The organism is Kutzneria sp. NPDC052558 (genome assembly GCF_044547355.1).
Taxonomy (GTDB): domain Bacteria; phylum Actinomycetota; class Actinomycetes; order Mycobacteriales; family Pseudonocardiaceae; genus Kutzneria.
Genome location: NZ_JBIUAG010000013.1, coordinates 1 through 23,857, shown reverse-complemented (window position 1 = coordinate 23,857; position 23,857 = coordinate 1). Strand labels below are relative to the sequence as shown.

30 protein-coding genes are annotated in these 23,857 nt (G+C 70.3%); 17 read left to right on the top strand and 13 right to left on the bottom strand.

The features are described from left to right. Positions 1-39 precede the first annotated feature (39 nt). Both ACIG5F_RS23480 and ACIG5F_RS23475 read right to left on the bottom strand, forming a co-directional pair. On the bottom strand, positions 40-3,228 hold the full coding sequence (locus tag ACIG5F_RS23480; RefSeq protein ID WP_396520736.1) for an EAL domain-containing protein: 3,189 nt from the start codon (positions 3,226-3,228) through the stop codon (positions 40-42). Positions 3,229-3,450: 222 nt separating this feature from the next. Continuing rightward, on the bottom strand, positions 3,451-4,641 hold the full coding sequence (locus ACIG5F_RS23475) for an NADP-dependent malic enzyme (protein ID WP_396520734.1): 1,191 nt from the start codon (positions 4,639-4,641) through the stop codon (positions 3,451-3,453). A 295-nt stretch (positions 4,642-4,936) separates the two neighbouring features. On the opposite strand from ACIG5F_RS23475, the gene ACIG5F_RS23470 reads away from it, so the two are divergent. Continuing rightward, complete coding sequence (locus ACIG5F_RS23470) at positions 4,937-5,545, top strand: dTDP-4-dehydrorhamnose 3,5-epimerase family protein (RefSeq protein ID WP_396520732.1); 609 nt, start codon at positions 4,937-4,939, stop codon at positions 5,543-5,545. Here ACIG5F_RS23470 and ACIG5F_RS23465 read toward each other — a convergent pair. After that, the gene (locus ACIG5F_RS23465; RefSeq protein WP_396520730.1) at positions 5,538-5,849 is read right to left on the bottom strand and encodes a S24 family peptidase; all 312 of its coding nucleotides are present in this window, start codon (positions 5,847-5,849) and stop codon (positions 5,538-5,540) included. The two genes, ACIG5F_RS23470 and ACIG5F_RS23465, sit on opposite strands and share 8 nt — an antisense overlap. A gap of 93 nt (positions 5,850-5,942) precedes the next feature. Between ACIG5F_RS23465 and sodN the strand changes: the two genes are divergently transcribed. Both sodN and ACIG5F_RS23455 read left to right on the top strand, forming a co-directional pair. Next, on the top strand, positions 5,943-6,344 hold the full coding sequence (gene sodN / locus ACIG5F_RS23460; protein WP_396521201.1) for a superoxide dismutase, Ni: 402 nt from the start codon (positions 5,943-5,945) through the stop codon (positions 6,342-6,344). Positions 6,345-6,579: 235 nt separating this feature from the next. Beyond that, a complete protein-coding gene (locus ACIG5F_RS23455; protein ID WP_396520728.1) occupies positions 6,580-7,128 on the top strand; it encodes an HD domain-containing protein in 549 nt (182 codons plus the stop codon). On the opposite strand, the gene ACIG5F_RS23450 is transcribed toward ACIG5F_RS23455, so the two are convergent. Together ACIG5F_RS23450 and ACIG5F_RS23445 are read right to left on the bottom strand one after the other, a co-directional pair. Beyond that, positions 7,116-7,586 (bottom strand): NUDIX hydrolase, encoded by a 471-nt coding sequence (locus ACIG5F_RS23450; RefSeq protein ID WP_396520726.1) that lies wholly within the window; start codon positions 7,584-7,586, stop codon positions 7,116-7,118. The two genes, ACIG5F_RS23455 and ACIG5F_RS23450, sit on opposite strands and share 13 nt — an antisense overlap. Positions 7,587-7,595: 9 nt before the next feature. Then, positions 7,596-8,345 carry a DUF5919 domain-containing protein gene (locus ACIG5F_RS23445; protein WP_396520724.1) on the bottom strand — a complete coding sequence of 250 codons (750 nt, stop codon included), beginning with the start codon at positions 8,343-8,345 and terminating at the stop codon, positions 7,596-7,598. 186 nt (positions 8,346-8,531) lie between these two features. Between ACIG5F_RS23445 and ACIG5F_RS23440 the strand changes: the two genes are divergently transcribed. The 4 genes from ACIG5F_RS23440 (at position 8,532) to ACIG5F_RS23425 (ending at position 9,884) form a co-directional block, all read left to right on the top strand. Beyond that, on the top strand, positions 8,532-8,771 hold the full coding sequence (locus tag ACIG5F_RS23440; protein WP_396520722.1) for a hypothetical protein: 240 nt from the start codon (positions 8,532-8,534) through the stop codon (positions 8,769-8,771). Continuing rightward, on the top strand, positions 8,755-8,994 hold the full coding sequence (locus ACIG5F_RS23435; RefSeq protein WP_396520720.1) for a hypothetical protein: 240 nt from the start codon (positions 8,755-8,757) through the stop codon (positions 8,992-8,994). The genes ACIG5F_RS23440 and ACIG5F_RS23435 overlap by 17 nt, the downstream gene beginning before the upstream one ends. Further along, complete coding sequence (locus ACIG5F_RS23430; protein WP_396520718.1) at positions 8,991-9,164, top strand: hypothetical protein; 174 nt, start codon at positions 8,991-8,993, stop codon at positions 9,162-9,164. The genes ACIG5F_RS23435 and ACIG5F_RS23430 overlap by 4 nt, the downstream gene beginning before the upstream one ends. A 207-nt stretch (positions 9,165-9,371) precedes the next feature. Beyond that, complete coding sequence (locus tag ACIG5F_RS23425) at positions 9,372-9,884, top strand: GNAT family N-acetyltransferase (RefSeq protein WP_396520716.1); 513 nt, start codon at positions 9,372-9,374, stop codon at positions 9,882-9,884. A gap of 28 nt (positions 9,885-9,912) precedes the next feature. On the opposite strand, the gene ACIG5F_RS23420 is transcribed toward ACIG5F_RS23425, so the two are convergent. Next, the gene (locus tag ACIG5F_RS23420) at positions 9,913-11,130 is read right to left on the bottom strand and encodes a DUF4241 domain-containing protein (RefSeq protein WP_396520714.1); all 1,218 of its coding nucleotides are present in this window, start codon (positions 11,128-11,130) and stop codon (positions 9,913-9,915) included. An 81-nt stretch (positions 11,131-11,211) separates the two neighbouring features. On the opposite strand from ACIG5F_RS23420, the gene ACIG5F_RS23415 reads away from it, so the two are divergent. From ACIG5F_RS23415 to ACIG5F_RS23405, 3 genes are read left to right on the top strand one after another with little or no spacing between them, the layout of a single operon-like run. Beyond that, on the top strand, positions 11,212-12,219 hold the full coding sequence (locus ACIG5F_RS23415) for an ornithine cyclodeaminase family protein (RefSeq protein WP_396520712.1): 1,008 nt from the start codon (positions 11,212-11,214) through the stop codon (positions 12,217-12,219). A 5-nt stretch (positions 12,220-12,224) separates the two neighbouring features. After that, positions 12,225-13,637 carry an aromatic amino acid lyase gene (locus tag ACIG5F_RS23410; RefSeq protein ID WP_396520710.1) on the top strand — a complete coding sequence of 471 codons (1,413 nt, stop codon included), beginning with the start codon at positions 12,225-12,227 and terminating at the stop codon, positions 13,635-13,637. Positions 13,638-13,693: 56 nt separating this feature from the next. Then, a complete protein-coding gene (locus ACIG5F_RS23405) occupies positions 13,694-14,062 on the top strand; it encodes a hypothetical protein (RefSeq protein WP_396520709.1) in 369 nt (122 codons plus the stop codon). Between the two features lie 30 nt (positions 14,063-14,092). On the opposite strand, the gene ACIG5F_RS23400 is transcribed toward ACIG5F_RS23405, so the two are convergent. After that, positions 14,093-14,707: a hypothetical protein gene (locus ACIG5F_RS23400; RefSeq protein WP_396520707.1), complete on the bottom strand. Its 615-nt coding sequence runs from the start codon at positions 14,705-14,707 to the stop codon at positions 14,093-14,095. 135 nt (positions 14,708-14,842) lie between these two features. On the opposite strand from ACIG5F_RS23400, the gene ACIG5F_RS23395 reads away from it, so the two are divergent. Next, the gene (locus ACIG5F_RS23395) at positions 14,843-15,442 is read left to right on the top strand and encodes an acid phosphatase (RefSeq protein WP_396520705.1); all 600 of its coding nucleotides are present in this window, start codon (positions 14,843-14,845) and stop codon (positions 15,440-15,442) included. Beyond that, positions 15,439-15,915, top strand: coding sequence for a GNAT family N-acetyltransferase (locus tag ACIG5F_RS23390; protein WP_396520703.1), 477 nt, complete (start codon positions 15,439-15,441; stop codon positions 15,913-15,915). Before ACIG5F_RS23395 ends, ACIG5F_RS23390 begins: the two co-directional genes overlap by 4 nt. A gap of 8 nt (positions 15,916-15,923) precedes the next feature. Here the strand turns inward: ACIG5F_RS23390 and ACIG5F_RS23385 are convergent, their stop codons facing one another. Further along, positions 15,924-16,334, bottom strand: a complete 411-nt coding sequence (locus tag ACIG5F_RS23385) for a hypothetical protein (RefSeq protein WP_396520701.1) — start codon at positions 16,332-16,334, stop codon at positions 15,924-15,926. Between the two features lie 265 nt (positions 16,335-16,599). Between ACIG5F_RS23385 and ACIG5F_RS23380 the strand changes: the two genes are divergently transcribed. Both ACIG5F_RS23380 and ACIG5F_RS23375 read left to right on the top strand, forming a co-directional pair. Next, on the top strand, positions 16,600-17,544 hold the full coding sequence (locus tag ACIG5F_RS23380; protein WP_396520699.1) for a diacylglycerol/lipid kinase family protein: 945 nt from the start codon (positions 16,600-16,602) through the stop codon (positions 17,542-17,544). A 248-nt stretch (positions 17,545-17,792) separates the two neighbouring features. Continuing rightward, positions 17,793-18,047 carry a WhiB family transcriptional regulator gene (locus tag ACIG5F_RS23375; RefSeq protein WP_396520697.1) on the top strand — a complete coding sequence of 85 codons (255 nt, stop codon included), beginning with the start codon at positions 17,793-17,795 and terminating at the stop codon, positions 18,045-18,047. 143 nt (positions 18,048-18,190) lie between these two features. Here ACIG5F_RS23375 and ACIG5F_RS23370 read toward each other — a convergent pair whose 3' ends face one another. After that, entirely contained in the window at positions 18,191-19,684 is a 1,494-nt protein-coding gene (locus ACIG5F_RS23370) for a sensor histidine kinase (protein ID WP_396520695.1), read from the bottom strand. Positions 19,685-19,707: 23 nt separating this feature from the next. After that, entirely contained in the window at positions 19,708-19,923 is a 216-nt protein-coding gene (locus ACIG5F_RS23365) for a biotin/lipoyl-binding carrier protein (protein ID WP_396520693.1), read from the bottom strand. An 85-nt stretch (positions 19,924-20,008) separates the two neighbouring features. Between ACIG5F_RS23365 and ACIG5F_RS23360 the strand changes: the two genes are divergently transcribed. Next, entirely contained in the window at positions 20,009-20,083 is a 75-nt protein-coding gene (locus ACIG5F_RS23360) for a 50S ribosomal protein bL37 (protein WP_096498094.1), read from the top strand. A gap of 75 nt (positions 20,084-20,158) precedes the next feature. Here ACIG5F_RS23360 and rsrA read toward each other — a convergent pair whose 3' ends face one another. Together rsrA and ACIG5F_RS23350 are read right to left on the bottom strand one after the other, a co-directional pair. Beyond that, entirely contained in the window at positions 20,159-20,476 is a 318-nt protein-coding gene (rsrA, locus tag ACIG5F_RS23355; protein ID WP_396520691.1) for a mycothiol system anti-sigma-R factor, read from the bottom strand. After that, entirely contained in the window at positions 20,473-21,114 is a 642-nt protein-coding gene (locus tag ACIG5F_RS23350) for a sigma-70 family RNA polymerase sigma factor (protein ID WP_396520689.1), read from the bottom strand. The genes rsrA and ACIG5F_RS23350 overlap by 4 nt, the downstream gene beginning before the upstream one ends. Before the next feature lie 195 nt (positions 21,115-21,309). On the opposite strand from ACIG5F_RS23350, the gene ybaK reads away from it, so the two are divergent. After that, positions 21,310-21,786 (top strand): Cys-tRNA(Pro) deacylase, encoded by a 477-nt coding sequence (gene ybaK / locus ACIG5F_RS23345; protein ID WP_396520687.1) that lies wholly within the window; start codon positions 21,310-21,312, stop codon positions 21,784-21,786. After that, positions 21,783-22,337 (top strand): cadmium resistance transporter, encoded by a 555-nt coding sequence (locus ACIG5F_RS23340; protein ID WP_396520685.1) that lies wholly within the window; start codon positions 21,783-21,785, stop codon positions 22,335-22,337. Before ybaK ends, ACIG5F_RS23340 begins: the two co-directional genes overlap by 4 nt. A 427-nt stretch (positions 22,338-22,764) precedes the next feature. Here the strand turns inward: ACIG5F_RS23340 and ACIG5F_RS23335 are convergent. Then, positions 22,765-23,857: DUF222 domain-containing protein (locus tag ACIG5F_RS23335; protein WP_396520683.1), on the bottom strand; the 1,093-nt coding region annotated here is incomplete at its 5' end.

The following is a 23,857-nucleotide window of genomic DNA, read 5'->3' as shown; positions in this document are numbered from 1 at the left end:
GCGGGACCCGCCCTGTTGGAAAACGCGACTCGCGGGGGTTCAGCCGGCGCGGGGGACGTGGAGGGGGCCGAGGGCCAGGACGGCGCGGAACTCGCGGGGCGGGACGGGGCGGGAGAAAAGCCAGCCCTGGTAGGCGTCGACGCCGACGCCGTGCAGGACGTGGAACTGGGTCGCGGTCTCCACGCCCTCGGCGACGCAGCTGCGCCCCATCGCCCGGGCCATGTCCACCACCGCGCGGGCCACCGCGAAGTCGGACGGGTCGTTGCCGACGCCGGAGACGAAACGCCGGTCCACCTTGATGATCTGCGCCGGCAGGTCCTTGAGCCGGGCCAGCGAGGAGTAGCCGGTGCCGAAGTCGTCCACGGCGAACCGGACGCCCTTCTCCACCAGGATGTCCATCTGCTGCATGGTCTTGGAGGGCAGGTCGACCAGCGCGGTCTCGACCAGCTCCAGCACCACCCGGTCCCAGGCGATGCCGGACTCGGCCACGGCGTTGGACACCGCGTCCACGAAGTCGGGGTCGCCCGGAACCAGACCGGAAAGGTTTACAGCCACCGCGACGGGCTTGCCGTTGGGCACCGGCCATGTGGACGCCTCGCGCAGCGCCGTGCGCAGCACCCACCGGTCCAGCTCACGCATCATGTCGCCCTGCTCAGCCACCGGCAGGAAGGCGTCCGGGGCCAGCAGACCCCGGTCCGGGTGCGGCCAGCGCACCAGCGCCTCGGCCGTCTGCACGGTGCCGTCCACACCCACCACCGGCTGGAAGTGCAGCGTCAGCCCGTCCTTGGCCAGCGCCTCGCGCAGCTGCCCCTCCAGGTGCACCTGCCGATCGGCCGAGGCGATCAGCGCCGCCGAGGCGAGCGACACGCGGCCGGCGCCACGTCGTTTGGCCTCGAACATCGCGGCGTCGGCGAAACGCAGCAGGTCGACGCCGCTGGACCGGGAGCCGTTGGGCACCGTCGCGCCGATCGAGGCCGACACCCGCACCAACTGCCCGTGCACCGGCACCGCGGCCCGCAGCAGGCTGGCCACCCGGGTGCCCAGCGCGTCCACGCCGCCGACCGCGTCGATGTCCTCGCAGATGATCACGTACTCGTCGCCGGACATCCGGGCCGCCGTGCAGCCGGCCGGCAGCCCGCCCTCCAGCCGCCGGGCCAGCGCCACCAGCAGCTCGTCGCCGGCGTCGTGGCCGAGGGAGTCGTTGACCCGCTTGAAGTTGTCGATGTCGCAGAACAACACCGCGATCTTGTCGGCGTGCTCGCCGGCCAGCAGCCTGGTCAGCGTCTCCTTGACCGCGGCCCGGTTGGGCAGCCCGGTCAGCTCGTCGTGGTTGGCCTGGTGCCGCAGCGCCTCGGCGACCCGGCGGCGCTCGGTGATGTCCTGGAACACCACCAGCCAGAACCGCCGGCCGTCGTCCTGCACGGAGATCGCGATGTGCAGCTCGCAGTACACCAGCTCGCCGTCCGGCCGCAGCAGAATGCGTTGCGGCACCTTGAATCCGCCCTCGCGCTCGGCGGTCAGCCGGGCCGCCGACGACAGCCAGCCGACCGGCTCGTCCGGGTGCGTCAGGCTGCTGGCGGTCATGCCGCGCAGCTGCTCGAGGTCGATGCCCAGCAGGTCGCACAGCGCGTCGTTGGCGTCGACCAGCCGCTCGGCCTCGTCGAACAGGCCGATGCCGACCGGCGTGACCGCGACCAGGTCGGTGAAACGCTGGCTGGACAGCTTCATCCGCGCCTCGGCGGTGCGCTGCGCGGTGACGTCCTGCGCGGTGCCGACCAGCACCGGGCCGTTGCTCTGCACCGAGGCGCCGTGGCAGCGCATCACCCGCACCATGCCGTCCGGCCGGATGATCCGGTGCTCGCACTCCACCGGCTCGCGGTTGACCGCCAGCTGCTGCCACAGCTCGTCCACCCAGCCGCGGTCCTCGGGGTGCACCAGGCTCATGTAGCGCTGGTAGGTGGCGCGCTCGCCGTCGTCCACGCCGAGCAGCTCGCGCATCATGCCCGACCAGACGCAGTCGTCGGTGGCGGTGTTCCACTCCCAGGTGCCCAGGCTGGCCACCCGCTGCGCGTCCGACAGCCGGCGGCGCTCGTCGCGCAGGTCCCGCTCCAGCGCCCGCTGCTCGGTGACGTCCTGGATGGTGCCCAGCAGCTGCTCCACCTTGCCGCTGGAGGACAGCTTGGCCCGGGCCCGGCAGACGTAGACCCGGTCCGCGGAGTCGCGCAGCTCCACCTCGAGCGGCTCGTCGGTCTGGGCGGTGCGCAGCTTCTCCACCATCTCGGCGATCATCTGCTGGTCGTCGGGGTGCACGCCGGGCATGAAGCTCTTGTCGTCGGCCGAGCCGCCGAGCTGCTCGTACATCTCCCGCAGCACCTCGCTGCGGTAGGTGTAGCCGGTGTTCACGTCCAGCGTCCAGCTGCCGATGCGGGCGATGCGCTGGGCCTCGACCAGCCGGGCCCGCTCGTGGGCCAGCTCGGTGTTGGTGGTCTTGAGCTCGGTGATGTCCCGGATGTAACCGGTGACCAGACCCAGCCGGCCGTCCGCGCCGACCGTGGACTTGGCCTCGCCGCGCAGCCAGCGCACGTCGCCGTCGCGCCGCTTGATCCGGTACTCGATGTCGATGGGCTCGCCGGAGAACTGGTGGTTGGCCCAGTAGTCCCGGACCATCTCCAGGTCGTCCTCGTGCACCAGGTCCAGCACCGCCTGCGCGCCCGGCTCGACCGAGCCGCGCTCCACGCCCAGGATCTCGTAGTGGCTGTCCGACCACACCGTCTTGCCGGTGGCCGGGTCGAACTCCCAGGAGGCGATGCCGGCCACGTGCTGCACGTCGGTCAGCCGGCGGCGCTCCTCGCGCAGCTGCGCGGCCGCCGAGGCCAGGTCGGAGACGTCCACCAGCACCACGGAGTGCAGGCCGGTGCCCGGCACCGGGGTGTGCACCACCCGCACCGGCAGCTCGGTGCCGTCGGTCCGGCGCAGCCGCAGGTCGGTCTCGTTGCCGGTCAACAGGTCCCGCAGCGGACGGCCGCCAAGGCGGTCCGGGTCGGGCTCGCCGATCATCGCCGCCGCCGGCGCGTTGGCCTGCATGACGACGCCCTTGGGGTCCACGCGCAGTGTCGGCGGCTCGGGCAAGGTCAGGCCGCCCAGCTCGATCGGGCCGCGACGGGCGGCGTTGCGGGCACCACCGAGGGAGAAGGGTGCGCTTCCCCCCTGCCCGCTGCGCTCAGCCACGGCTCCGCCCTTCCGTGTCGGCCACCGGGGCGGCGTGGATGGGCCAAGCCGGCGACTGCATCACAGTGCGCCGGGGGTGCGTCGGTCGCGACGCACCCCCGGGGAGCACCTGACGCCAGCGACGGTATCGCGTCCACCGCAGAACTCACAGCCGTCCCCGCCAATATCCTGGCGACGTATGAAAAAAGCGGATCGGCCGGCCGAGCGGGTCCGCGCCGACGCCTACGCTACTCCATCTGCCGCAGCGGCGGCCGCCACCGCCCGCGCGACCTCGATGGACACCCGCGGGTCCAGGGCGCTGGGCACGATCCGGTCCACCGACAGCTCGTCCGTGGCGACCTGGAAGATCGCCTCGGCCGCGGCCAGCTTCATGTTCTCGGTGATGCGGCGGGCCCCCGAGTCCAACGCGCCCCGGAACACACCCGGGAAGGCCAGCACGTTGTTGATCTGGTTGGGGAAGTCGCTGCGGCCGGTCGCCACCACCGCGGCGTGGCGGGAGGCGACCGCCGGGTGGATCTCCGGGTCCGGGTTGGACAGCGCGAACACGATGCCCTTGGGGGCCATGGTCGCGATCAGCTCCTCCGGCACCGTCGAGCCGGACAGGCCCAGGAACACGTCCGCGCCGTGCAGCGCCTCGGCGACGCCGCCGCGCAGGCCCGAGCCGTTGGTGCGGCCGGCCAGCTCGCGCTTGACCGGGTTCAGGTCGTCGCGGTCGGCGTGCACGATGCCGCGCGAGTCCAGCACCGTCACCTCGCCCACCCCGCCGGCCAGCAGGATGTTCGCGCAGGCCACGCCGGACGCGCCGGCCCCGGCCACGACCACGCGCAGGTCGGCGGGGTTGCGGCCGAGCGCGGTGGTGGCGCCGCGCAGCGCGGCCAGCACCACGATCGCGGTGCCGTGCTGGTCGTCGTGCATGACCGGGCAGTCCAGCGCCTCGATCAGCTTGGCCTCCAGCTCGAAGCAGCGCGGGGCGGAGATGTCCTCCAGGTTCACCGCGCCGAACGAGGGGCGCAGGCGGACCAGCGTCTCCACGATCTCGTCGACGTTCGTGGTGCTCAGCACCAGCGGGATGGAGTCCAGCCCGCCGAACTTCTTGAACAGCGCGGACTTGCCCTCCATGACGGGCAGCGACGCGCTCGGACCGATGTCACCGAGGCCCAGCACCGCGGTCCCGTCGCTGACCACCGCGACCAGCCGGTGGGCCCAGGTGTACCGGGCGGCGAGCGCGGGGTCCTCGGCGATGGCGCGGCTCACGCGCGCCACGCCGGGCGTGTAGGCGATCGAGAGCGCCTTCGGGTCGGCCAGCGGGGCCGTCACGTCGGTGCCCAGCTTGCCTCCCTCGTGGGCGGCAAATATCTCGGTGTCGGTCAGTTCGGCGGCGGATTCGTTCACAGCGGTCACGGCGTCCCTCATCTGTGACACGGCATTGTGGCGGGCGCGTGGATCGCGGCCGGCGCTGTCGCGTCGGTCACTCACGCCTTGCGGTCGGTCGGCCACTCACGTTCCGGGTGTCGAAACCGTGGTCGAGGCGACGGCGGGGGTTGGCACAGTGTGACAGCCGATCACCGGTCTGTCTGCGGCGGGGATCACATTCTTTGCGCAGCTCAGAGGCGGTTTACCAAGACGTCCGTACGAATTGTTGCACTGACCGGTCAGTTTTCGCAGGCAGTTCGGTTCACGATCGGTCAAGCGACTAACCTGGCCCACCATGCAGGTTCGCGAGCTCGACATCGCAGGTTCTTGGGAGTTCACACCGCCGGCCTTTCCGGATCACCGGGGTATGTTCGCCGCGCCGTTCCAGGGGGAGGCGTTCGTCGAGGCCGTCGGCTACCCGCTGCGGCTGGCCCAGACCAACCACAGCGTGTCCCGCCGGGGCACCATCCGCGGCGTGCACTTCGCCGACGTGCCGCCCAGCCAGGCCAAGTACGTGTACTGCCCGGCCGGCGCGCTGCTCGACGTGGTCGTGGACATCCGGGTCGGCTCGCCGACCTTCGGGCAGTGGGAGGCCGTGGAGCTCAACGCCGAGAAGTTCAACGCCATCTACATCTCCGAGGGCCTGGGCCACTCGTTCATGGCGCTGACCGACGACACCGCGATGGCCTACATCTGCTCCGAGCCGTTCAACCCGACCGGCGAGCACGGCGTCACGCCGATGGACCCCGCGCTCGCGCTGCCGTGGCCGGCCGACATCGAGCCGATCCTGTCCGAGAAGGACCTGGCCGCCCCCACCCTGGCCGAGGCGGAGGCGGCCGGTCTGCTGCCCAGCTACGCCGACTGCGTGGCCTACCAGGACAAGCTGCGCGCCATCGTCAGGTGAGCCGTCTCGGGCGTGGCCGCAGCCGGAACGTGGCCACGCCCAGCACCTCCGCCGGGCCCAGCTCGCGGGAGTCCGTGGAGGCGAACTCGTTGTCGCCCACCACGTGCCACAGTTGCCCGATCGGCTCCACCGCGCGCTTGACCGACAGCTGATCCGGCCGCGCCGCCCAGCGGACCAGCACGATCGCCCCCGGCGTCGGCGCGCGCCGAAAACTGATCAGCAGCGTGTCGCCGTCCCGCAGCGTCGGCGCCATCGACGGTCCGCGCACCCGCAGCCTGCGCAGCGGCCAACGATCTATTCCCACCGGTGCCAACGATCACCTCCACCTGCCCGCTCCGGCCGTCCGGAGTAGGGTTCCGCACGTCGGAGCATTCACTGTCAGGGAGGACCCATGCGACTGCTGTCGCGCATCCTCGGCCCGCGCCTCGAGGCGACGGCGCACTGCGACCTTCCGTGCGGCGTCTACGACCCGGCCCAGGCCCGCATCGAGGCCGAGTCGGTCAAGGCGATCCAGGAGAAGTACCAGGGCAACGAGGACCCCGAGTTCCGCGCCCGCGCCATCGCCATCAAGGAGCAGCGCGCCGAGCTGGTCAAGCACCACCTGTGGGTGCTGTGGACCGACTACTTCAAGGCCCCGCACTTCGAGAAGTACCCGGAGCTGCACACCCTGTTCAACAAGGCCACCAAGGCCGCAGGCGCCTCCGGCGCCAAGGGCTCCATGGACCCGGCCAAGGGCCAGGAGCTGCTCGACCTGATCGCCGAGATCGACAAGATCTTCTGGGAGACCAAGGCGGCCTGAGCTCCACGGCCTGACAGCGACGCTGACCAGCGAAGACGCGTTTCGTTGGTCGGCGTCGTTTCGTCTCCTGGTGACCTCGAACGGCCCACACAGGGCTCAGAGGAGATCAACACAGGCGTGCGACATCCACTACCGCAAGGGGTACTCAGCGGCCGAGCGGCTTCCGCGAGGGAGCCGCCTTGATGAAGAGAAGAATGTGGCGCGTAGGGGGAGGGGGCGGCCCTAGCCTGAGTGCGTGCTGCTGAGCGAGTGGGCGACGGAGCTGGCCCGTGATCGACTGGCGGAGTCGCTGCCTCGGCGCTGGGCTCACGTGCAGGGGGTTGGGGAGAAGGCTCGGCAAGCCGCGGAGCTGTTCGGGGAGGAGAGGGACCTCCTGGTGGCGGCGGCGGTGCTGCACGACATCGGGTACGCCCCGGAGCTGGCGACGACGCGGTTTCATCCGCTGGACGGGGCGCGGTATCTGCGGACGACAGATGCGCCGACGCGGTTGGTGAACCTGGTGGCGAACCACTCCTGTGCGCCGCTTGAGGCGGAGCTGCGGGGGCTAAAGGCTGAGCTGGCGGAGTTCGAGGACGAGAAGACGGCGCTGCGGGACGCGTTGTGGTGGGCGGACCTGACGACGACGCCGGACGGGAAGCCGACGACGGTCACGGACAGGGTGGCGGAGATCCAAAAGCGCTACGGCCCCGAAGACATCGTGTCGTGCTTCGTCCGGTGGGCATGGCCTGAGCTGCTGGGTGCGGTCGAGCGGACTGAACAGCGGTTGGCTGATCAGGTGAAGTAGGGGGCCTGGCGCCCCTCGAACCCGTGGCCGATGCGCAATCGGATGGACGGGTGGATGTTGAGCTCGGCCAGGCGTTCGCGGGGGACCCATTCGACTTCGCTGGATTCGCTGCTTGTGCGCGGCTGCCCGCCGGTGGGGGTGGCGCGGAAGCAGAGGGAGAACTCCTGGCGAACCTCGCCGTCGTCGTAGGCGATCACGTGGGCGGGGTTTGAGTAGATGCCGATCACGCCGGTCACCTCGACATCGATGCCGGTCTCCTCGGCGACCTCGCGAACCACGGCGTCGGCGACGGTCTCCCCCACTTCCTGGCCGCCGCCGGGGATGGCGTACAGGTCGTTGTCGGTGCGGCGGATCATCAGGAGGCGGCCGGTGTCGTCCAGGACGAAGGCGCTCACGGCGACGCGGATGCTGTTGGCCTGGGGAGCGTTGGGGTCGTTGTAGTGGTCGACGCGCGGCAAGTCGGCTCCTCAAAAGGTGGCGGGCTTGCCGGACGCCCACACGGTCTCGAAGCTCTCGGCGTAGGTCTCGAACAGGTCGCCGGAGGACAGACGCCGTAGGTGCAGCGCGGGCGCGTGCGCTCCGGGAAAGCCGTACACGTGGGTGTTGACGACCATCTCGTCGTCGAAGCGGAACACCGAGTTGTACAGCGTGGTCTTGTGGAACCTGATCTGGACGTCGGCGACGGCGGACAGCGGCCGGACGAAGGCCAACGCGTTGCGGATGCGGGCGGCGACGGTGCCCTTGCCGAGCTGCTCCTCTTCGCTGCGTTTGGCTACCTCGCGCCCGGCGGGGTCGCCGAACAGGAGGCGGATCTTCGCGCCGTCGGAAGCCTTGCGCGTGATCTCCTTAGCGAAGGTGGGGCGCTCGACAAGGAACAGGCCGGCGAGGACAAGGATGTCGATGTGCTCGGCGGCGTCGCTAAGCAGGCGGTCCCACAGTTCCGCTGGCACCGAGTTGCGGTGTGGGTAGACGCGGATGACCTCGGACTCGGCGATCTCGGCCTTCCGCTCGGGGGCAACGGCGTCCGGCCACAGATAGTTCTCGGTCTCGCGGACCATCAACGCGATGGTGTGGCGGTGGCGTGGGTACGGCGTGCGGCCGGTGGTGATCCACCGTTCCACTGTCTTCTGGTCGACGCCGGTGGCGTTCGAGACGTGCTCCAGGTTCAGCCCGTTGCGCAGCAGCGCGTCTCGTAGCCGGTCGTTCGCCTTCGCCACAGCGATCCTCTCAGACGAGTAGGGACGACTTCAAGCTACTCAAGACGTCCGTAGATGTCCCGCTGTGCGGTGCTCCTGTTCTCGCTTTCCGTCGAAAGTGGTCGTTGTCAGAACGATCCCGAAAGCCGGAGGCGCCACTATGAGCACGAGAGAGCCACAGCGAAGCAGGCCCGTCATCCCCGAGGCATGGTGACCGGCGGCAAGCGGGACCTGGTGCACGTCCACATCACGGACGACCTGCCGATCCGCGCACAGGCGCTGCCCTACGCGGATCGGGTCGAGATCCGCCTCGGCAGCGCGTTCCCGGTCGCGCTGATCATCGACTACGGGGCGTTGGGCGTCCTTGAACGTGCGATCCAGCAGGGTTGGTCCGAGCTCGATGCGGCGGGACGCGGCAAAGGGGGCGACGATGCTGGTTCTCGTTGACGACTCCGGAGGGCCGCCGCTCGTGGCACAGGTGGCCTCGCCGAAAGCGTCCCTGACTGTCGAGGAGCTGACCGAGCACCACGTCTCGCTGCTGTTCCAGGACGGTGACGAGCAGTTTCGCCTTGTGCTCGGCACCGACGTCGCTGCCCTGCTGACGCTGCGGCTGATCACGACGTTCGGTGATCGCGTGGCCTGGATGCGCCGCAATGGAGGCCAGCGATGACCGGTTTCCTGCTCGGCTCGGTGCTGGGACTCGTCGCCGGCTTGCCGGCCGCGCGGTGGCTTCAGGTGCGTTGGGCGATCTTCGGGCGCGAGGCCGCCGACCCGTGCACGGGTTGCCCGCTGTTTCCAGTGTGCGGCCGGCTGGTGCCGTTCCCGACGGAGCGGAGCTGATCTAGCCGAAACTGTCCAAACTGGACGAATCGCGAACCTTGGGTCACGTGGCGGGGAAGCGCGTCGGAGCCACTATCGGGAGAGTTTGACAAGATCTTCTGGGAGGCCAAGGCGGCCTGAGCCGTAGCCGCCGAAACGGCGCCGACCAGCGGGGACGCGTTCCGCCGGTCGGCGCCGTTTCTCGTGTTCCGGTGGCAGGCTTGGGTTGTGCACGGACTGGATGACGGGGTGGTTCGGCTTCGCGAGTGGGCCGACGAGGACGCGGGCTGGTACGCCGAGAGTGTGCGAGACCCGCTGATCCAGCGGTTCACGACGGACTCGCCGAGCTTGGACGCCGCCCAGGTGCGGGCGGCGATCGAACGGTTGCGGCAGGCCGACGACCGGGCGGGCTTTCTCGTGTGCGACTCGGCCACCGGGCAGCGGCTGGGCAACATCGCGCTGGAGCATGACGGCCAGGCCGGGGAGATCTCCTACTGGGTGGCCGCGCAGGGTCGCGGACGTGGGGTCGCGACCCGGGCGGTGATCCTGTTCAGCGCCTGGATCTTCCAGCACATGGGCCTGCGCGAGGTGTGGCTGCGGGTCCACCGCGACAATGCCGCCTCGCAGCAGGTGGCGGTGCGCGCGGGCTACCGCCGCGATCCGCGACGCGACAAGTCGCAGCAGGTGAAGGGGGAGGTGTGGCCGATGCTCGGCTACACCTTGGTCCAGGCCGAATCGTGACGGCCCGGACCAGGCATCGTTCGTCGGCTCAGTGCAGCTCGGTGCTCTCGTCGAGGACTAGCATGTCGGACACGAAGCAGGCGATGTCGCCGCCTGCGGTGCGGCCGATCCAGGTGGGGTAGGCACCGTCGCCGTAGCCGCTGAGGTAGGCGATGAGGGTGGCCCCGGACTCCGGGTCGGTGGCGGTGAAGGCCCCGTCGGTCGGGGTGTCGACGAGCTCGTCCTCGGCGTCGGCGACGACCTTCTGGAGGCCGGACAGGGCAGCGAAGTCGAACAGGCAGCCCATGCCGGCGTCCACGCCGAAGCCGTAGAACTCGCCGTCGGGGAGCAGGAGAGGGTCCTGTCCCGGGCGCAGCGCAAGCTCCCAATTGACCACTGGCTCGTCCCTGACGATCAGGCGTACGGCGATGGTGGTCCCGTGGCCGGACGCACTGCGCAGCACGGACAGCTCGACCGGATAGCTGCCCGGGTCGATGGTCGCCTCGAACGGCTCCAGGCCGTCGGTGAACTCCAGCCAGCCGGGATCGTGCGCGGCCAGCCGACCGCTGGGCATCACCAACTGCCCGGCCGGCACCACCTCGACGGTCACGTTGGGGGAATACGTCTGGCTCAGGCGGGTTCCGGCCGTGAACATGACGTCCAGGTACCGCGGCTGCAACGGCCGCGAAGGCCGCCACGGCGGCGTCACGGCCGGGCCGTCGAGTTCGGCCGCCGACCACTCGGCCAGCCGCGGGCAAGGTGCGCCGGATCCGCCCCAGTGCATCGTCGCGATGTCCCCGAACTCCGTGCGCGGCCGGAACAGCGCGGCCGGGTCCACCTGGACGCCGCCGCCGCTCGAAATGCCGGCGACGCCCTGCGGCTGCTCGTACTTCCGGCCGCTGCCGTCCGGCTCGAAGGTGCGTTCCCGGCGCCCGGCCCGCTCGTCGAACTCCGCCTGCTCGTCGTCGAAATACGTCCACACGGTGTCGACCAGCAGGAAGATCCGCTCGTCGGCCAGCACCCGGTACTCGTACTTCCGCCGCCGGCGGCCCACCTCGTCGATGTGCCAGGCACGGGCGAACCGGTCCCGCCACGCCACCTCGACCACCACCGCCGGCCACTCCTGCCGGCCGTCGAACAACGCCGCCGCGTACTGCTCCCCCGCCGCGTCCCGACCCCGCGCGGTCGCCTCGGAAATCGGCCCGACCAGCGCCTTCGCCTGCGGATCCCACCCCTCGCAGTAGCGAATCGTCCAGTCCTCATCCATCGCCGTACCCCTCCCCTGGTGTGTGCGCCCACCGTATCGACGGGCACCGACAAAACCGGGCGGACGATCTAGGCTGGCGACGTGACGACCGTCTGGCTGCGCTACCTGTCCGGGGCGGACATCGACTCGCTGGGCATCACCGACGCGGACATCGTGGATGCCGTGGAGGACGTGCTCGCCGATCACGGGAACGGGAGGGTGGTGTTCGAGCCGAGGACGCACCTGGTGCCGGACAACGGCGGGCTGGGGCACTTCAACGTGCTGCGGGGGAGCCTGACCGACAAGGGCGTCAGCGGGGTGAAGGTGGTGGGCGACTTCGTCGCCAACTACGAGCGCGGCCTGCCCAGCGAGATGGCGCTGATCAGCCTGTTCGACCCGGAGACGGGCATGCCGAAGGCGATCGTGGACGGCACGGTGATCACCGAGGCGCGGACCGGGGCGATGACGGCGGTGGGGGCCAAGCACCTGGCCCGCCGGGACGCCAAGGTGCTGGGCCACGTGGGGGCGCGCGGCACGGCCTGGTGGAACGTGGTGCTGCTGGACTCGGTGTTCGACTTCGCGGAGATCCGGGTGACCAGCCGCCGGCCGGAGTCGCGGGAGCCGTTCGGGGAGAAGCTGTCGGCGCGGCTGGGCAAGCCGGTGACGGTGTGCACGACGTGGGAGGAGACGCTCGACGGCGCGGATGTGCTGGTCGAGGCGTCCCGGCTGACCGAGCCGGAGCCGTTGCTGCGCAAGGAGTTTCTCCGGCCGGGCAGCTTCCTGGTGCCGTACGGGACGATCAGCGCGCTGGCCTTGGACCTGCTCGACGACGTGGACAAGATCGTCGTGGACAACTGGCGGGAGTCGCAGTCGGGCAACCCGAGGTTCGGGGCGCTGCGCCCGCACCTGAACGCCGGCCTGCTCACCGAGCAGCGGCTCCACGCGGAGATCGGGGACATCGTCGCCGGTCACAAACCCGGCCGTGAGAACGACACGGAGCGCACGCTGTTCTGGCACCGCGGACTGTCCACAACGGACTTGGCTGTGGCCCGGATGATCCTGCACCGGGCCGAGGCGAACGACGTCGGCACGATGCTGCCGTACCGGTGAGGGACATGGACATCCTGGCCATCGCCAAGGGCCAGAAGGTCGAGCTCGGCCCGCTGGACGACGTAGCCGCCAACCGGCGGGCGATGCTGGCCGCGCTGGAGGCCGCCGACAAGCCGGTCTACGGCGTCAACACCGGCATGGGCCGGTTGGCCGGCGTGGCCCTGGACGCGGAGCAACAGGCGGCGCACCAACGGAATCTGCTGATCGGACGGGCGGTCGGCGGCCCGCCGTGGCTGCCGGAGCCGGACGTCCGGGCGTTGCTGGCGGTGAAGCTGCTAGGCCTGCTCGCGCCGACCACCGCCGCCGGCCCGGAGCTGGTGAAGTTCCTGGCCGACCGCCTCAACGACGGCTTCGTGCCGGCCGTGCCCCGGTCGGCCCTGGGCAGCGCCGGCGAGATCATCCCGCTGTCCCACGCGTTCCAGACTTTCGTCGGCGTCGGCACGGTGCTGGACGACGGCTTCGAGAAGCCGGCCGCCGATGCCCTCAAGCGCCGCAAGGTGAAGCCGTTTCCGTTGGGCCCCAAGGAAGGCGCGAGCCTGATCCAGGGTTCGCCGCTGGCCCTGACGCACGCCTTCATGCGCGGCGCCGAGGCCGTGCGGGCCGTGGAACTCCAGACCCTGGCCGCCGCCATGGCCGTCGACGTGCTCGGCGCTCCCCGCTCGATCTACCACCCGACGCTGGCCGGCCCCGACACCGTGCTGGCCGCCGTGCTCGACGACATCCGTTCCCGCACAACGGATTCCGCCACGCGCTCCGATCTCGTGCAGGCCCCGGTGTCGTTCCGGGTGGCCCCGCAGGCCATCGCCCACGCCCGGCGCACCCTCGACGACCTCGCCGCCGCGCGGGACCTGCTGCTGGCCGCGCCGACGGATTCCCCCTCGTTCCTGGACGGCCGCTTCACCTCCACCGCCGGCTACCACGCCGTCGCCGTGGGCCTGCGCATGGACGCCGTCACCGCCGCCCTCACCCACCTGGCCGAGATCAGCGTGCAACGGCTGCATCGCTTGCTGGACAGCCAGTTCACCGGGCTCAACGCCCAGCTGGCGGTCGATCCCGGGCCGCAGGCCGGCCTTTCCCCCATCCACAAGCGGGCCGCCGGCGAGCTGCACGAGATCCGCCGGCTGGCCGCGCCGGCCACGCTCGGCTCCCTGGACACCTCCGCCGGCCAGGAGGACGTGCAGGCGCACGCCTGGGCCGCCGGCGAGCAGCTGCGGGCGGTCATCGACCACCTGCTGTCGATCACCGCCTGCGAGCTCATCGGCGTCGCCCAGGCCCATCACCTGCGTGGCCTGCCCGGCGCGCCCCGGCTGCGCAGCGCCTACGCCTGGATCGCCGAGGCCGTGCCGCCGGTGCTGGTCGACCGGCCGCTGGGCGTCGACGTCCAACGCCTCCGGGACAAATTCGCCGCCGACGGGTGAACCGCGCCGCCCCGCGCGCGTCCAATGGGCGTCGAGTTCACTCTTACGGAGGAACCATGGGGCGCTGGCTGCCCGTCGTGCTCGGTGTCGCGCTGCTGGTGTCCGCCTGCGGCGTCGGCCCCACCCACGCCCTGCCGCCGACGATGTCCTACACCCCGCCCGTGGACTGCGGCACGCTTCTCGTCCCGGGCGGCAAACGGGATCTAGTCTCCCCGGCCCTGCCCGCCGGCACCGCGGCCTGCGACGAGGCCCTGCGAGTGCTGAACTCGTACTACCGCGACGCTCCCCGCCTGGCCCAGGGCACTGCGCGCCGCCTGGTGGTCAGCGGCTGGACCTGCGAGGCCGACACCGACGACCACAATCAGAACCAGGTCGGCTGCGACAAGAACGGCCTGGCCTTCCTCACCCAGCCGCCCCGGGCCTGACCCCGCGCCGGGCCAGGCCCGGATCACCGGTCACGCGATGGCGCGCCAGATCGCCGACCAGTGCGCGACCACCCCGGCCACGTCGGCGTCGAGCCGCCTGTCACTGCGGCGGCGCGAGGGCAGCAGCAGCTTTCCGCGCCGCACATCGAGAATCGCCGGCACACCGGTCGGCAGCACCTGGTCCATCACCGATCGCATCATGTGCAGCGGCACGGCGGCGGCCTCGGGCGCCAGCTCCGGCTCCTTCATGTAGAGCTGCACGGCCAGCTTCGGTCCCTTGGCCGGCCGCAGGCCGAGCTGCGGCACGACGTCGAAAACCGCGTCGGCCCCGACCCAGGTCCCGGCTCCGACCGGCACCAGGCTGCCGGCGAAACCCTCGTGCCAGCGGAGAAAACCCTTCTGCAGCTCCACGAAGTGCGCGTGCTTGGCCGGATCCTCGATCTTGGCCACGGCCAGTTCCAGCACCTGCTCCGGCGCCGGATCGGCCAGCGCGCGGCGGATGGCCGCGACCATCGGCCCGTAGTAGGCCCACGGCTGACGCCCCTCGTCCAGGTACATCCGCCGCTGTCCGGCCACGATCCTGGTCTGCGAACCGGGCGCGCAGTTGGCGAAGTCCACCACCACACCGAGTTTTGGATGACGCACCGACGACACCGTCCTCTCCCCTGGACTACCTCCATATTTTACCTCATCCAGGCCTAAAGTTCGATCGCCTGTTCGATGCAGTGCAATGGGTCACACGACCGGCCGGGAGCGCGGCGCGCGGCTACGATCCGCAAGGTGGCAGACGTGTACGTCATCAGGCACGGGGAAACCGAGTGGTCGCTCACCGGCCGGCACACCGGTCGCACGGACGTCCCGCTCACCGCGCACGGTGAGCAACAGGCCAGAAAGGCCGGGGCGGTCCTCGCCGAGCTGCGCGGAACCACGGTCCCGCCGAGACTCGTGCTGGCCAGCCCCCGGGCCCGGGCCGGGCGCACGGCCGAGCTGGCCGGTCTCACCGTGGACGAGGTGACCGATGACCTGGCCGAGTGGGACTACGGCGACTACGAAGGCCTTACCACCGAACAGATCCGTGCGTCGGCTCCGGACTGGACGGTGTGGACGCACGAGATCCCCAACGGGGAGACGGCCAAGGAGGTCGGCGATCGCGCGGACGCGGTGCTGGCCCGGGCCCGCGAGCAGCTGCACCGCGGCGACGTCGTGCTGATCGGCCATGGCCACTTCAGCCGCGTGCTGGTGGTGCGCTGGCTGGGCCTTGACCCGGCGGCCGGCGTGCGAATCGGGTTGGACCCGGCCGGCATTTCGGTGTTGGGTGACGAGCGAGGTCAGGCGCAGATCCGTCGCCTGAACGTGCCACCCCTGGGGGAGATGCGATGATCCGCCGCGTCCGCGAGTCCGATGTCGACGCCGTCGTGCAGCTGGTGCACGACCTCGCCGAGTACGAGCGGGCGCTGCAGGAGTGTCACCTGACGGCCGAGCAGCTGCGGACCGCGCTGTTCGGCCCGTCCCCGGCCCTTTTCGGCCACGTGGCCGAGGCGGCGGACGGCGAGATCGTGGGAATGTCCTTGTGGTTCCTCAGCTTCTCCACCTGGACCGGCACCCACGGCCTGTACCTGGAGGACCTGTTCGTCAAGCCCGAGCACCGCGGCGGCGGCCACGGCCGGGAGCTGTTCCTGGCCCTGGCCAAGGAGAGCGCCGACCGCGGGCTGGGCCGGTTCGAGTGGTCGGTGCTGGACTGGAACCAGCCGGCGATCGACTTCTACGAGGCGATGGGCGCGACCCAGGTCAAGGACTGGCACCGCTACCGGCTGGCCGACGAGGCGCTGGCCAAGGCGGCCGCGCGGGCCTGAGAGCGCCGCTACGGCACCTGCGAGCCGTCCTTGGCGATCCCCATGGCCCACAGCCGCGAGGGCTCCAGGAACAGCAGCAGGACCAGCACGGCCGCGCAGTAGGCCGTGAACAGGATGTCCACCGGCACCGAGTCGACGGGGTTGAAGCCCATCCAGATGCCGCCGACCACCAGCAGCTGGAGGAACACCGCGCCGTTGCGGGCGCCGCGGCGGCTCTGCCACAGCAGGATGCCGGGCACCAGGCACGCGACGGCGATCACCAGGTAGACGCCGGCCAGGCCGTAGGCCAGGTTCGCGGGCACACCGCCGATTCCGTGCACGAGGCCGACCACGGCGACGGCCAGCGCGGCCAGCCCCTCGACGGCGACCATCGCACCGGCGGCGCGCACGGCACCGGGAGCGTCGTTTTCGCGTGACAACGGACACCTTCCTCGACCGGCGACCTGCGCACATCACGATCCGTGCGCATCGCCGATCGTAGGCCACCCGGACGGCCGGTCCCGCGGCGCCGACGCACAGGGGAGTATTCCCTTGTTGTCGTCGAGCAGACGGGTCGTCTGGGTGCACTCGCTGACAACACCGCGGCGAGTTGGAAGGAGACCTGCCTCACTTTCGATGAGCGCTGACCGCCTTCACGGGGCTCGACGGCCGGTCGAGGGTCACGGCCTGTCCTACCCTGCAAGGGTGCGCGCCCTTCTCGTGGTCAACCCGCAGGCGACGGCCACCTCCGCCGCCGGCCGGGACGTGCTGGCCCACGCGCTGGCCAGCGAAGTGCGGCTGGAGATCGTCGAGACCAGCTACCGGGGGCACGCGGCCGACGCCGCCGCGCGCGCCGTGACGGAGGGTTTCGACCTGGTGGTCGCCCACGGTGGCGACGGCACGGTCAACGAGGTGGTCAACGGACTGCTCTCGCAGTGCTCGATCCCCGGGGGTCCGGACCCGGTGGACGGCCCTTCGCTGGGTGTCGTGCCCGGCGGCTCGGCCAACGTGTTCGCCCGCGCGCTCGGACTGCCGCGGGACCCGGTGGAAGCCACCCACCGGCTGCTGCTGGCCATCGAATCCGGCAGCCGGCGCCAGGTGGGGCTGGGCCTGGCCGAACCGGCCGGCGCCGGCAGCCGCTGGTTCACGTTCAACGCCGGCCTGGGCTGGGACGCCGACGTGGTGGCCGAGGTGGAGCGCCGCCGGAACAAGACCGCCAGCCCGCTGCTGTACGCCTCGATCGCGCTGGCCAACTACCTCCAGCAGATGCTCACCGCCACCGACCTGCGCATCGAGCTGCCCGACGGCACCCGGGAGACGACCAGGCTGGCCTTCGTGTCCAACACCGACCCGTGGACCTATCTGGGCGGCAAGCCCATCCACATGAATCCGGACTGCTCGTTCGACGGCGGCCTGGGCCTGTTCGCGCTGCGCAGCCTGGCCCCGCCGACCATCGCGCGGACCCTGTCGCAGATCCTGCTGCCGCTGGGACCACCCTCTGGGGGGAATTTGCTGCGGCTGGACGATGTTTCCGAGATCGGGGTGACCGCCCAGCGGCCGGTGCGGCTCCAGGTGGACGGCGACGACCTGGGTGAACACCGTGAGGTAAAGTTCTCGTCAGTGCCGAAGGCGCTGCGGGTGGCGGTGTGACCTGTGGAGTCGTGCTGCGTTCGTGACCGGAGCGTAATAAGCTGGTCGCAGGACCGCGACCTTCGGCATCATGGCTGGTCACGGACCGCCACATGTGGTCGCGCGCGCCGATCTATCGGGTGAGTTCTCTCACCGAGTCGGAGCCGACCTCTTGACATCCCGGAAGTTCGTGAAAGCATTCACAAGCACCCCGACGACCGCTGACGACAACAGCGCGCTCGTAGCGCGCTTAGCGAGGAGCTAGAGAAATGGACTGGCGCCACCGCGCGGCCTGCCGTGACGAGGACCCCGAGACGTTCTTCCCCGTGGGGAACAGCGGTCCCGCGTTGCTGCAGATCGCCGAGGCGAAGACCGTCTGCCGCCGCTGCCCGGTGATGTCCAGCTGCCTGTCGTGGGCACTGGAGAGCGGGCAGGACGCCGGCGTGTGGGGCGGGATGAGCGAGGACGAGAGGCGTGCGCTCAAGCGCCGCAACGCTCGTACCCGTGCTCGCAGCAACGCCTGACGAAGCATTTCTTTTCGATTTCTCTCATCGTGCCAGGGGCCTGGAACCTTCCCCCGAGGTTCCAGGCCCCTAGTACGTGTAAAACGAAATAAGTCATCAACAACTACTCAGCGTCGACCTAGCGGCTCCGCCGCGGTGCTGATCTAGCGGCTCCGCCGCAGCGGCACCCGCAGCACGGCTTCGGTGCCCTTGGTCTCACGCCGGCGCAGCGACAGCGAGCCCCGCAGCTCGGACTCGACCAGCGTGCGCACGATCTGCAGGCCCAGCCGCTCGGTCCGCTCCAGCGAGAAGCCCGGCGGCAGGCCACGGCCCTCGTCCGACACCACGACATCCAGGTACTTGGCCGAGCGCTCGGCCCGGACCACTACCTCGCCCTTGTCGCCGGCCGGATAGGCGTGCTCCAGGGCGTTCTGCACCAGCTCGGTCAGCACCATGACCAGCGGCGTGGCCAGCTCGGCCGGCACCACGCCCAGCTTGCCCTCCTTGCGGACGGCCACCGCGCTCTCCGCCGTCGCCACGTCCGACAGCATCGGGAACACCTGGTCCAGCACGTCGTCCAGGTTGGCCCGCTCGTCCACCGACATGGACAGCGTCTCGTGCACCAGGGCGATCGAGGTCACCCGGCGCACCGACTCCTGGAGCACCTCGCGGGCCTCGATGTTGTTGGTGCGCCTCGCTTGCAGCCGCAGCAGCGCCGCCACCGTCTGGAGGTTGTTCTTCACTCGGTGGTGGATCTCGCGGATGGTGGCGTCCTTGGACAGCAGCGCCCGGTCCCGGCGCTTCACCTCGGTGACGTCACGCACCAGCACCAGCGCGCCGGCCGCCTTGCCGAGCGGACGCAGCGGCAACGCCCGGAACAGCACCGCAGCGCCGCGCCGGGACTCCGCCTCGATGCGCATGCTCGGATTGCCGTCCAACGCGGTCCGGATCCGCTGCGCCACCTCGGTGGCGTCGAACGGGTCGGCCACCAGCGACCGGGTCAGCGGGGCCAGGTGCGCGCCGACCAGGTCGGCGGCGTGGCCCATGCGGTGGTACGCCGACAGCGCGTTGGGGCTGGCGAACACCACCGCGCCCGCGCTGTCGATGCGGATCAGCCCGTCGCCCACGCGCGGGCTGGTGTGCACGTCGGCCGACGGCTCGATGGCCGGGAACGTGCCGTCCGAGATCATCTGGCACAGGTCGGCCGCGCTACCCAGGTAGGCGATCTCCAGCGGGCTCGGCACCCGGGGCACCGCCAGGTTAGTGTCCCGGGACAGCACCGCGATCGTGTCGCCGCCGAAGCGCACCGGGATGGTCTCGCGGCGCACCGGCACCCCCGAGTGCCAGCGCGGGTCCTCCTCGCGGCAGATCCGGCCCTCGACCAGCGCGCGGCGCAGCTGCGGGTGATCGGCCGGGGTGACTGTGCTGCCGACCATGTCGTCGGGATGGGCGGTCGGCCCCGTGGTCGGCCGGGCCTGGGCCACGCACAGGAAGGTGCAGTCCGGGCTCTGGTGCTCGTCCAGCGGCACCCAGAGCACGAAGTCGGCGAAGGCCAGGTCCGACAGCAGCTGCCACTCGGCCGCCACCATCTGGAGGTGGTCGACGGCGGCGCCGGGCAGGCCGGTGTGCTCGGCGAGCAGGTCGGTGAGTGTGGACACGGCACCGACGGTAGCCGGTCGGGTTACTCGACGACGGCGATGAGGTCGCCTTCCTGCACCACGTCGCCCTCGGCGACCGCGACCCTGGTCACCTTGCCGGCGTGGTGGGTCACCGCCGGGATCTCCATCTTCATCGACTCCAGGATGACGATCTCCGCGCCGTCGGCCACGGAGTCGCCCTCGTGGGCCACGACCTTGCTCACGTTGGCCACCATCTCGGCCCGGATCTCCTCGGTCATGACCGTCATGGAACCACGGATTCGGGCCGCCGCCACCGGCGTGCGACAATCGGGGTACAGACGTCTGTTGCTCAAGGAGACACCTATGTCCAAGCGTGCCCGCAAGCGCCGCGACCGCAAGAAGGGCGGCGCGAACCACGGGAAGCGTCCCAACGCCTGATTCCGTGCGCGCGAAAAGCCCCGGTGACCTGGTCACCGGGGCTTTCGCATGCTTGGGGGTGCTACTGCTGAGCTGTCACTGCCGGGGCTCGACCTCGACGGCCCTGGCCCGCTCCAGCACCTTCTCCTTGATGCAGGCGCGCAGCCGGTCCTTGAACTCGGCCGAGGCGTGGTCGCCGCCGCACTTGCGGGCCAGCAAGATCTTGAGGTGCTCCTCGATGCCGTACTGCTCAAGGCAGGGGCTGCACTCGTCGAGGTGCTGGCGCAGGATGTCGCGCTGCTTCTGGTCGCACTCGTTGTCCAGGAACGCCCAGACCTCGGCGATCACCTCGGAGCAGCCGGCCTTCTTGGCCACCTCGATGTCGATCTCCACGTGGAGTTCGTCGGCGCTCACGACCCCGTCACCTCCGGCTCGCGGGAGGAGCGCAGGAAGCCCCGGTCCCGGGCGACGTCGGTGAGCAGGTCCTTGAGCTGGCGGCGGCCGCGATGCAGGCGGGACATCACGGTCCCGATCGGGGTGCCCATGATCTCGGCGATCTCCTTGTAGGCGAAGCCCTCGACGTCAGCGAGGTAGACCGCGATGCGGAACTCCTCGGGCAGCTGCTGCAACGCCTGCTTGACGTCGTCGTCGGGGAGCCGGTCCATGGCCTCCACCTCGGCCGAGCGCAGGCCCTGCGAGGTGTGGCTCTCGGCGGCCGCGATCTGCCAGTCGGTGATCTCGTCGGCCGAGGTCTGGATCGGCTGCCGCTGCTTGCGCCGATAGCCGTTGATGTAGGTGTTCGTCAGGATGCGGTACAGCCAGGCCTTGAGGTTCGTGCCGCTGGTGAAGGACTCGAAGGCGCTGTAGGCCTTGAGATAGGTCTCCTGGACCAGGTCCTCGGCGTCCGCGGGATTGCGCGTCATCCGCAGCGCCGCGGAGTACAGCTGGTCGAGCAGCGGCATCGCGTCGCGCTCGAAGCGCGCCGCCCGCTGCTCGGCAGTCTCGTCGACCTGGGTGTCGTTCTCGTTGACCTGGGCGGAACTACCCGGCACCTGGCTCCCTCCCCGCCGGCGGAGCCGGGCGGACGCTGTCGACGCTCCCCGTGCGGGAAGCGTGTCGTTCGCCCCTGAGGATACGCGTCGGGCCGTGGACCGGCCGAGCACAGCGCTTGAAGTAGCCACGTCTGCGTCAACACGACTGCCCCCGTGGACATTCCTCGGTGAGAGCCGCGTCATAAGGTCCCTCCCATGGCGGGACAGGGAACCCCGGCGACCGCGCTGTTGGCCAAGCGCAAGGTGCCGTACACGCTGCACAGCTACGACCACGACCCCCGGCACGAGTCCTTCGGCCTGGAGGCCGCCGAGGCCCTCGGCCTGGAGCCGGCGCGGGTGTTCAAGACCCTCGTCGCCGAGGTCGACGGCGCTCTGGCCGTCGGCGTCGTCCCCGTCACCGGACAGCTCGACCTCAAGGCTCTGGCGGCCGCCCTGAAGGGCAAGAAGGCCCGCATGGCCGAGGTCGCCGCCGCCGAGCGCGCCACCGGCTACGTCGCCGGCGGCATCTCTCCCCTGGGACAGAAGAAACGCCTCCCGGTCGTCATCGACGCCTCGGCCACTGCCTTCGACACCGTCTTCTGCTCCGCCGGCCGCCGTGGCCTGGAGGTCGAGTTGTCCCCCTCGGCCCTGGCCGAGCTCACCGGCGCCGTCGTCGCCCCCATCGCCGGGTGACCTGGCCCCTGCTCGGCTCGGCAATCGGCACGTTCGCGATCACCAACATCGACGACCTGCTGGTGCTGGCGGTGTTCTTCGGCCGGGTGGGCCGCTGGGCTCCCGTGGCGCTCGGGCAGTACCTGGGCTTCGCCGGCATCCTCGCCGTCTCCGTGCTCGGTGCCCTCGGCGTCGGACTCCTGCCCTCTTCGGTCATCCCGTACCTGGGGCTGCTCCCCCTGGCCCTGGGCCTGCACGCCGCGTGGCAGCTGTTCCGCTCTCGCGACTCCGACGAGCCACCCGACTCCGCCGGTGTGCTCCAGATCGCCGCCGTGACCTTCGCCAACGGCGGCGACAACATCGGCGTCTACGTCCCCGTCTTCGCTGCTGCGGGGTTTGGCGGCATGGTCGGCTACGTCGCCGTCTTCGTCGCGGGTGTCGCGCTCCTGTGTGGCGCTGGCTGGTTCCTCGCCAGCCGGCGGCCCGTCGCCCGAGCCCTGGCCCGGTGGGGGCACGTGCTGCTGCCGGTGGTGCTCATCGTTATCGGGCTGGCGATTCTCTTCGGGGGCTGAGGGGGCTTTAGGTTCAGGCTTTGGTATGGCTGGCGGTGGGTGGTTGTGGTTGTGGGTGTGGTTCGGGTGCCCGCGCCGCGCGGTTGCCGGGGAGTGGGGTTTGCAGTGAGAGGTGGGGTTTTTGTGCGGTTGGGGGTGGGGTGGGATGGTTGGTTGGTGACTCCGGGTGGATTTTGTGTGGAGTCCTCTGGGCGATGGCGTATCAAGGCGCTATCGGGCAGGCTCCGCCTGCCTCGATACGCAAGAAGCTTATGCCATCGCCCCCCTCCACACAAAATCCACCCTCCGATTGTCGAAGTGGAAAGTCTGTGTTGCCAGTTGCTTTCCCGGGTTGCCGGCTTTGTATTGTTGGAGGGGTGTTTCGGTTCGCTGTGGAATTGTCAAAGAACGAGTGCGCCGGGGGCGGTAGGGCGGGGATGCGTGGCGGTCAGTACTGGTGGGGTTGGGTGGTGTAGTGGCGGCCCTGGGGAGTGACCCAGTGCAGGGTGCCGCCGTCGTCGAGGGTGACGGTGTGGTCGCCGTGCTTGAGGTGGTGGTGGTGTTGACAGTAGCCCTTGAGCTGGTCCGGATTCGTCTTGCCTTTCGGCCACGGCACGGTGTGGTCGATTTCCTGGATCGGGTTGACACAGCCGGGGGCGCAGCAGGTGCCGCCGTCACGGAGTTTGGTGAACTCCCGACACCGGGCTGGGGGCTTGTAGAGGTGGGTGGCCATCGCGGCGGCCCGCTGGTACTCATCGAGCAGGACACCCCGCCAGGGGCCGAGCATGGCCAGTTCGCGGGCGGAGTCGGCGCTGATGGGGCCGTAGCCGTCGAGCAGGCCCGGGTCCTCGGTCAGACCCATCAACGTCTCCATGGACAGGGTGACGTGGACCTGGACTTTGCGGTCGATGCCGTAGCCCAGGAACCGGTCCAGGAACGCGTCCACCCGCTTCTGATCGGTGGTGCGGCAGTCCTTGCACAGGGCGCGGGCGTCGGCGGTGGCGATGTCGTAGCACTGGCGGGCGTCGATCGCCGACATGCGGATGCGGAGTTCGGCCATGCCGTTGGGCAGCGGGTAGAACTCGATCCGCCGCTCCTTGTCACGGGCCTTCTGGCGGCGCTGCTCGTAGCCCAGCGGATCGGCCTCGGCGACCAGCTTGGTGGTCCGGCGCGCGAGTTGGGTGCGGGTCAGCTCGGCGGCGACCTCGACCAGTTGGTCTTCGATCTGGGGGATCGTGGCGGGGTCGAGGTGGACCACCCGCTCGTCGACGGTCTCCAGCCGGCGCAGGTCGATCTCCCCGCGTCGCAGCTGCTCACACAGCCGAGGCAGGCGGTCCAGGACTTCGGCGCGCTCCTGTTGGCGGAACAGCGACTGTTCGGACTCGTGGGTGGCCATGGACATCTCAGCCAGGTCGTCGAAACTGCGAAGAATGCACAGCCGAGCGCGGTCGGCAACCGCCGTGATCTTGCGGGCCATAACGAATGCGGTGACTTGTTGCTCGGGTGTGAGGGTGGAGAGATCCGCGCCGAGGAGCAGGTCC

Coding starts and splice junctions, on each gene's coding strand:
- ACIG5F_RS23475 (WP_396520734.1), bottom strand. CDS start 4,641: ATGAGGGACGCCGTGACCGCTGTGAACGAATCCGCCGCCGAACTGACC.
- ACIG5F_RS23470 (WP_396520732.1), top strand. CDS start 4,937: ATGCAGGTTCGCGAGCTCGACATCGCAGGTTCTTGGGAGTTCACACCG.
- ACIG5F_RS23440 (WP_396520722.1), top strand. CDS start 8,532: ATGGTGACCGGCGGCAAGCGGGACCTGGTGCACGTCCACATCACGGAC.
- ACIG5F_RS23435 (WP_396520720.1), top strand. CDS start 8,755: ATGCTGGTTCTCGTTGACGACTCCGGAGGGCCGCCGCTCGTGGCACAG.
- ACIG5F_RS23430 (WP_396520718.1), top strand. CDS start 8,991: ATGACCGGTTTCCTGCTCGGCTCGGTGCTGGGACTCGTCGCCGGCTTG.
- ACIG5F_RS23420 (WP_396520714.1), bottom strand. CDS start 11,130: ATGGATGAGGACTGGACGATTCGCTACTGCGAGGGGTGGGATCCGCAG.
- ACIG5F_RS23410 (WP_396520710.1), top strand. CDS start 12,225: ATGGACATCCTGGCCATCGCCAAGGGCCAGAAGGTCGAGCTCGGCCCG.
- ACIG5F_RS23405 (WP_396520709.1), top strand. CDS start 13,694: ATGGGGCGCTGGCTGCCCGTCGTGCTCGGTGTCGCGCTGCTGGTGTCC.
- ACIG5F_RS23390 (WP_396520703.1), top strand. CDS start 15,439: ATGATCCGCCGCGTCCGCGAGTCCGATGTCGACGCCGTCGTGCAGCTG.
- ACIG5F_RS23375 (WP_396520697.1), top strand. CDS start 17,793: ATGGACTGGCGCCACCGCGCGGCCTGCCGTGACGAGGACCCCGAGACG.
- ACIG5F_RS23365 (WP_396520693.1), bottom strand. CDS start 19,923: ATGACCGAGGAGATCCGGGCCGAGATGGTGGCCAACGTGAGCAAGGTC.
- ybaK (WP_396520687.1), top strand. CDS start 21,310: ATGGCGGGACAGGGAACCCCGGCGACCGCGCTGTTGGCCAAGCGCAAG.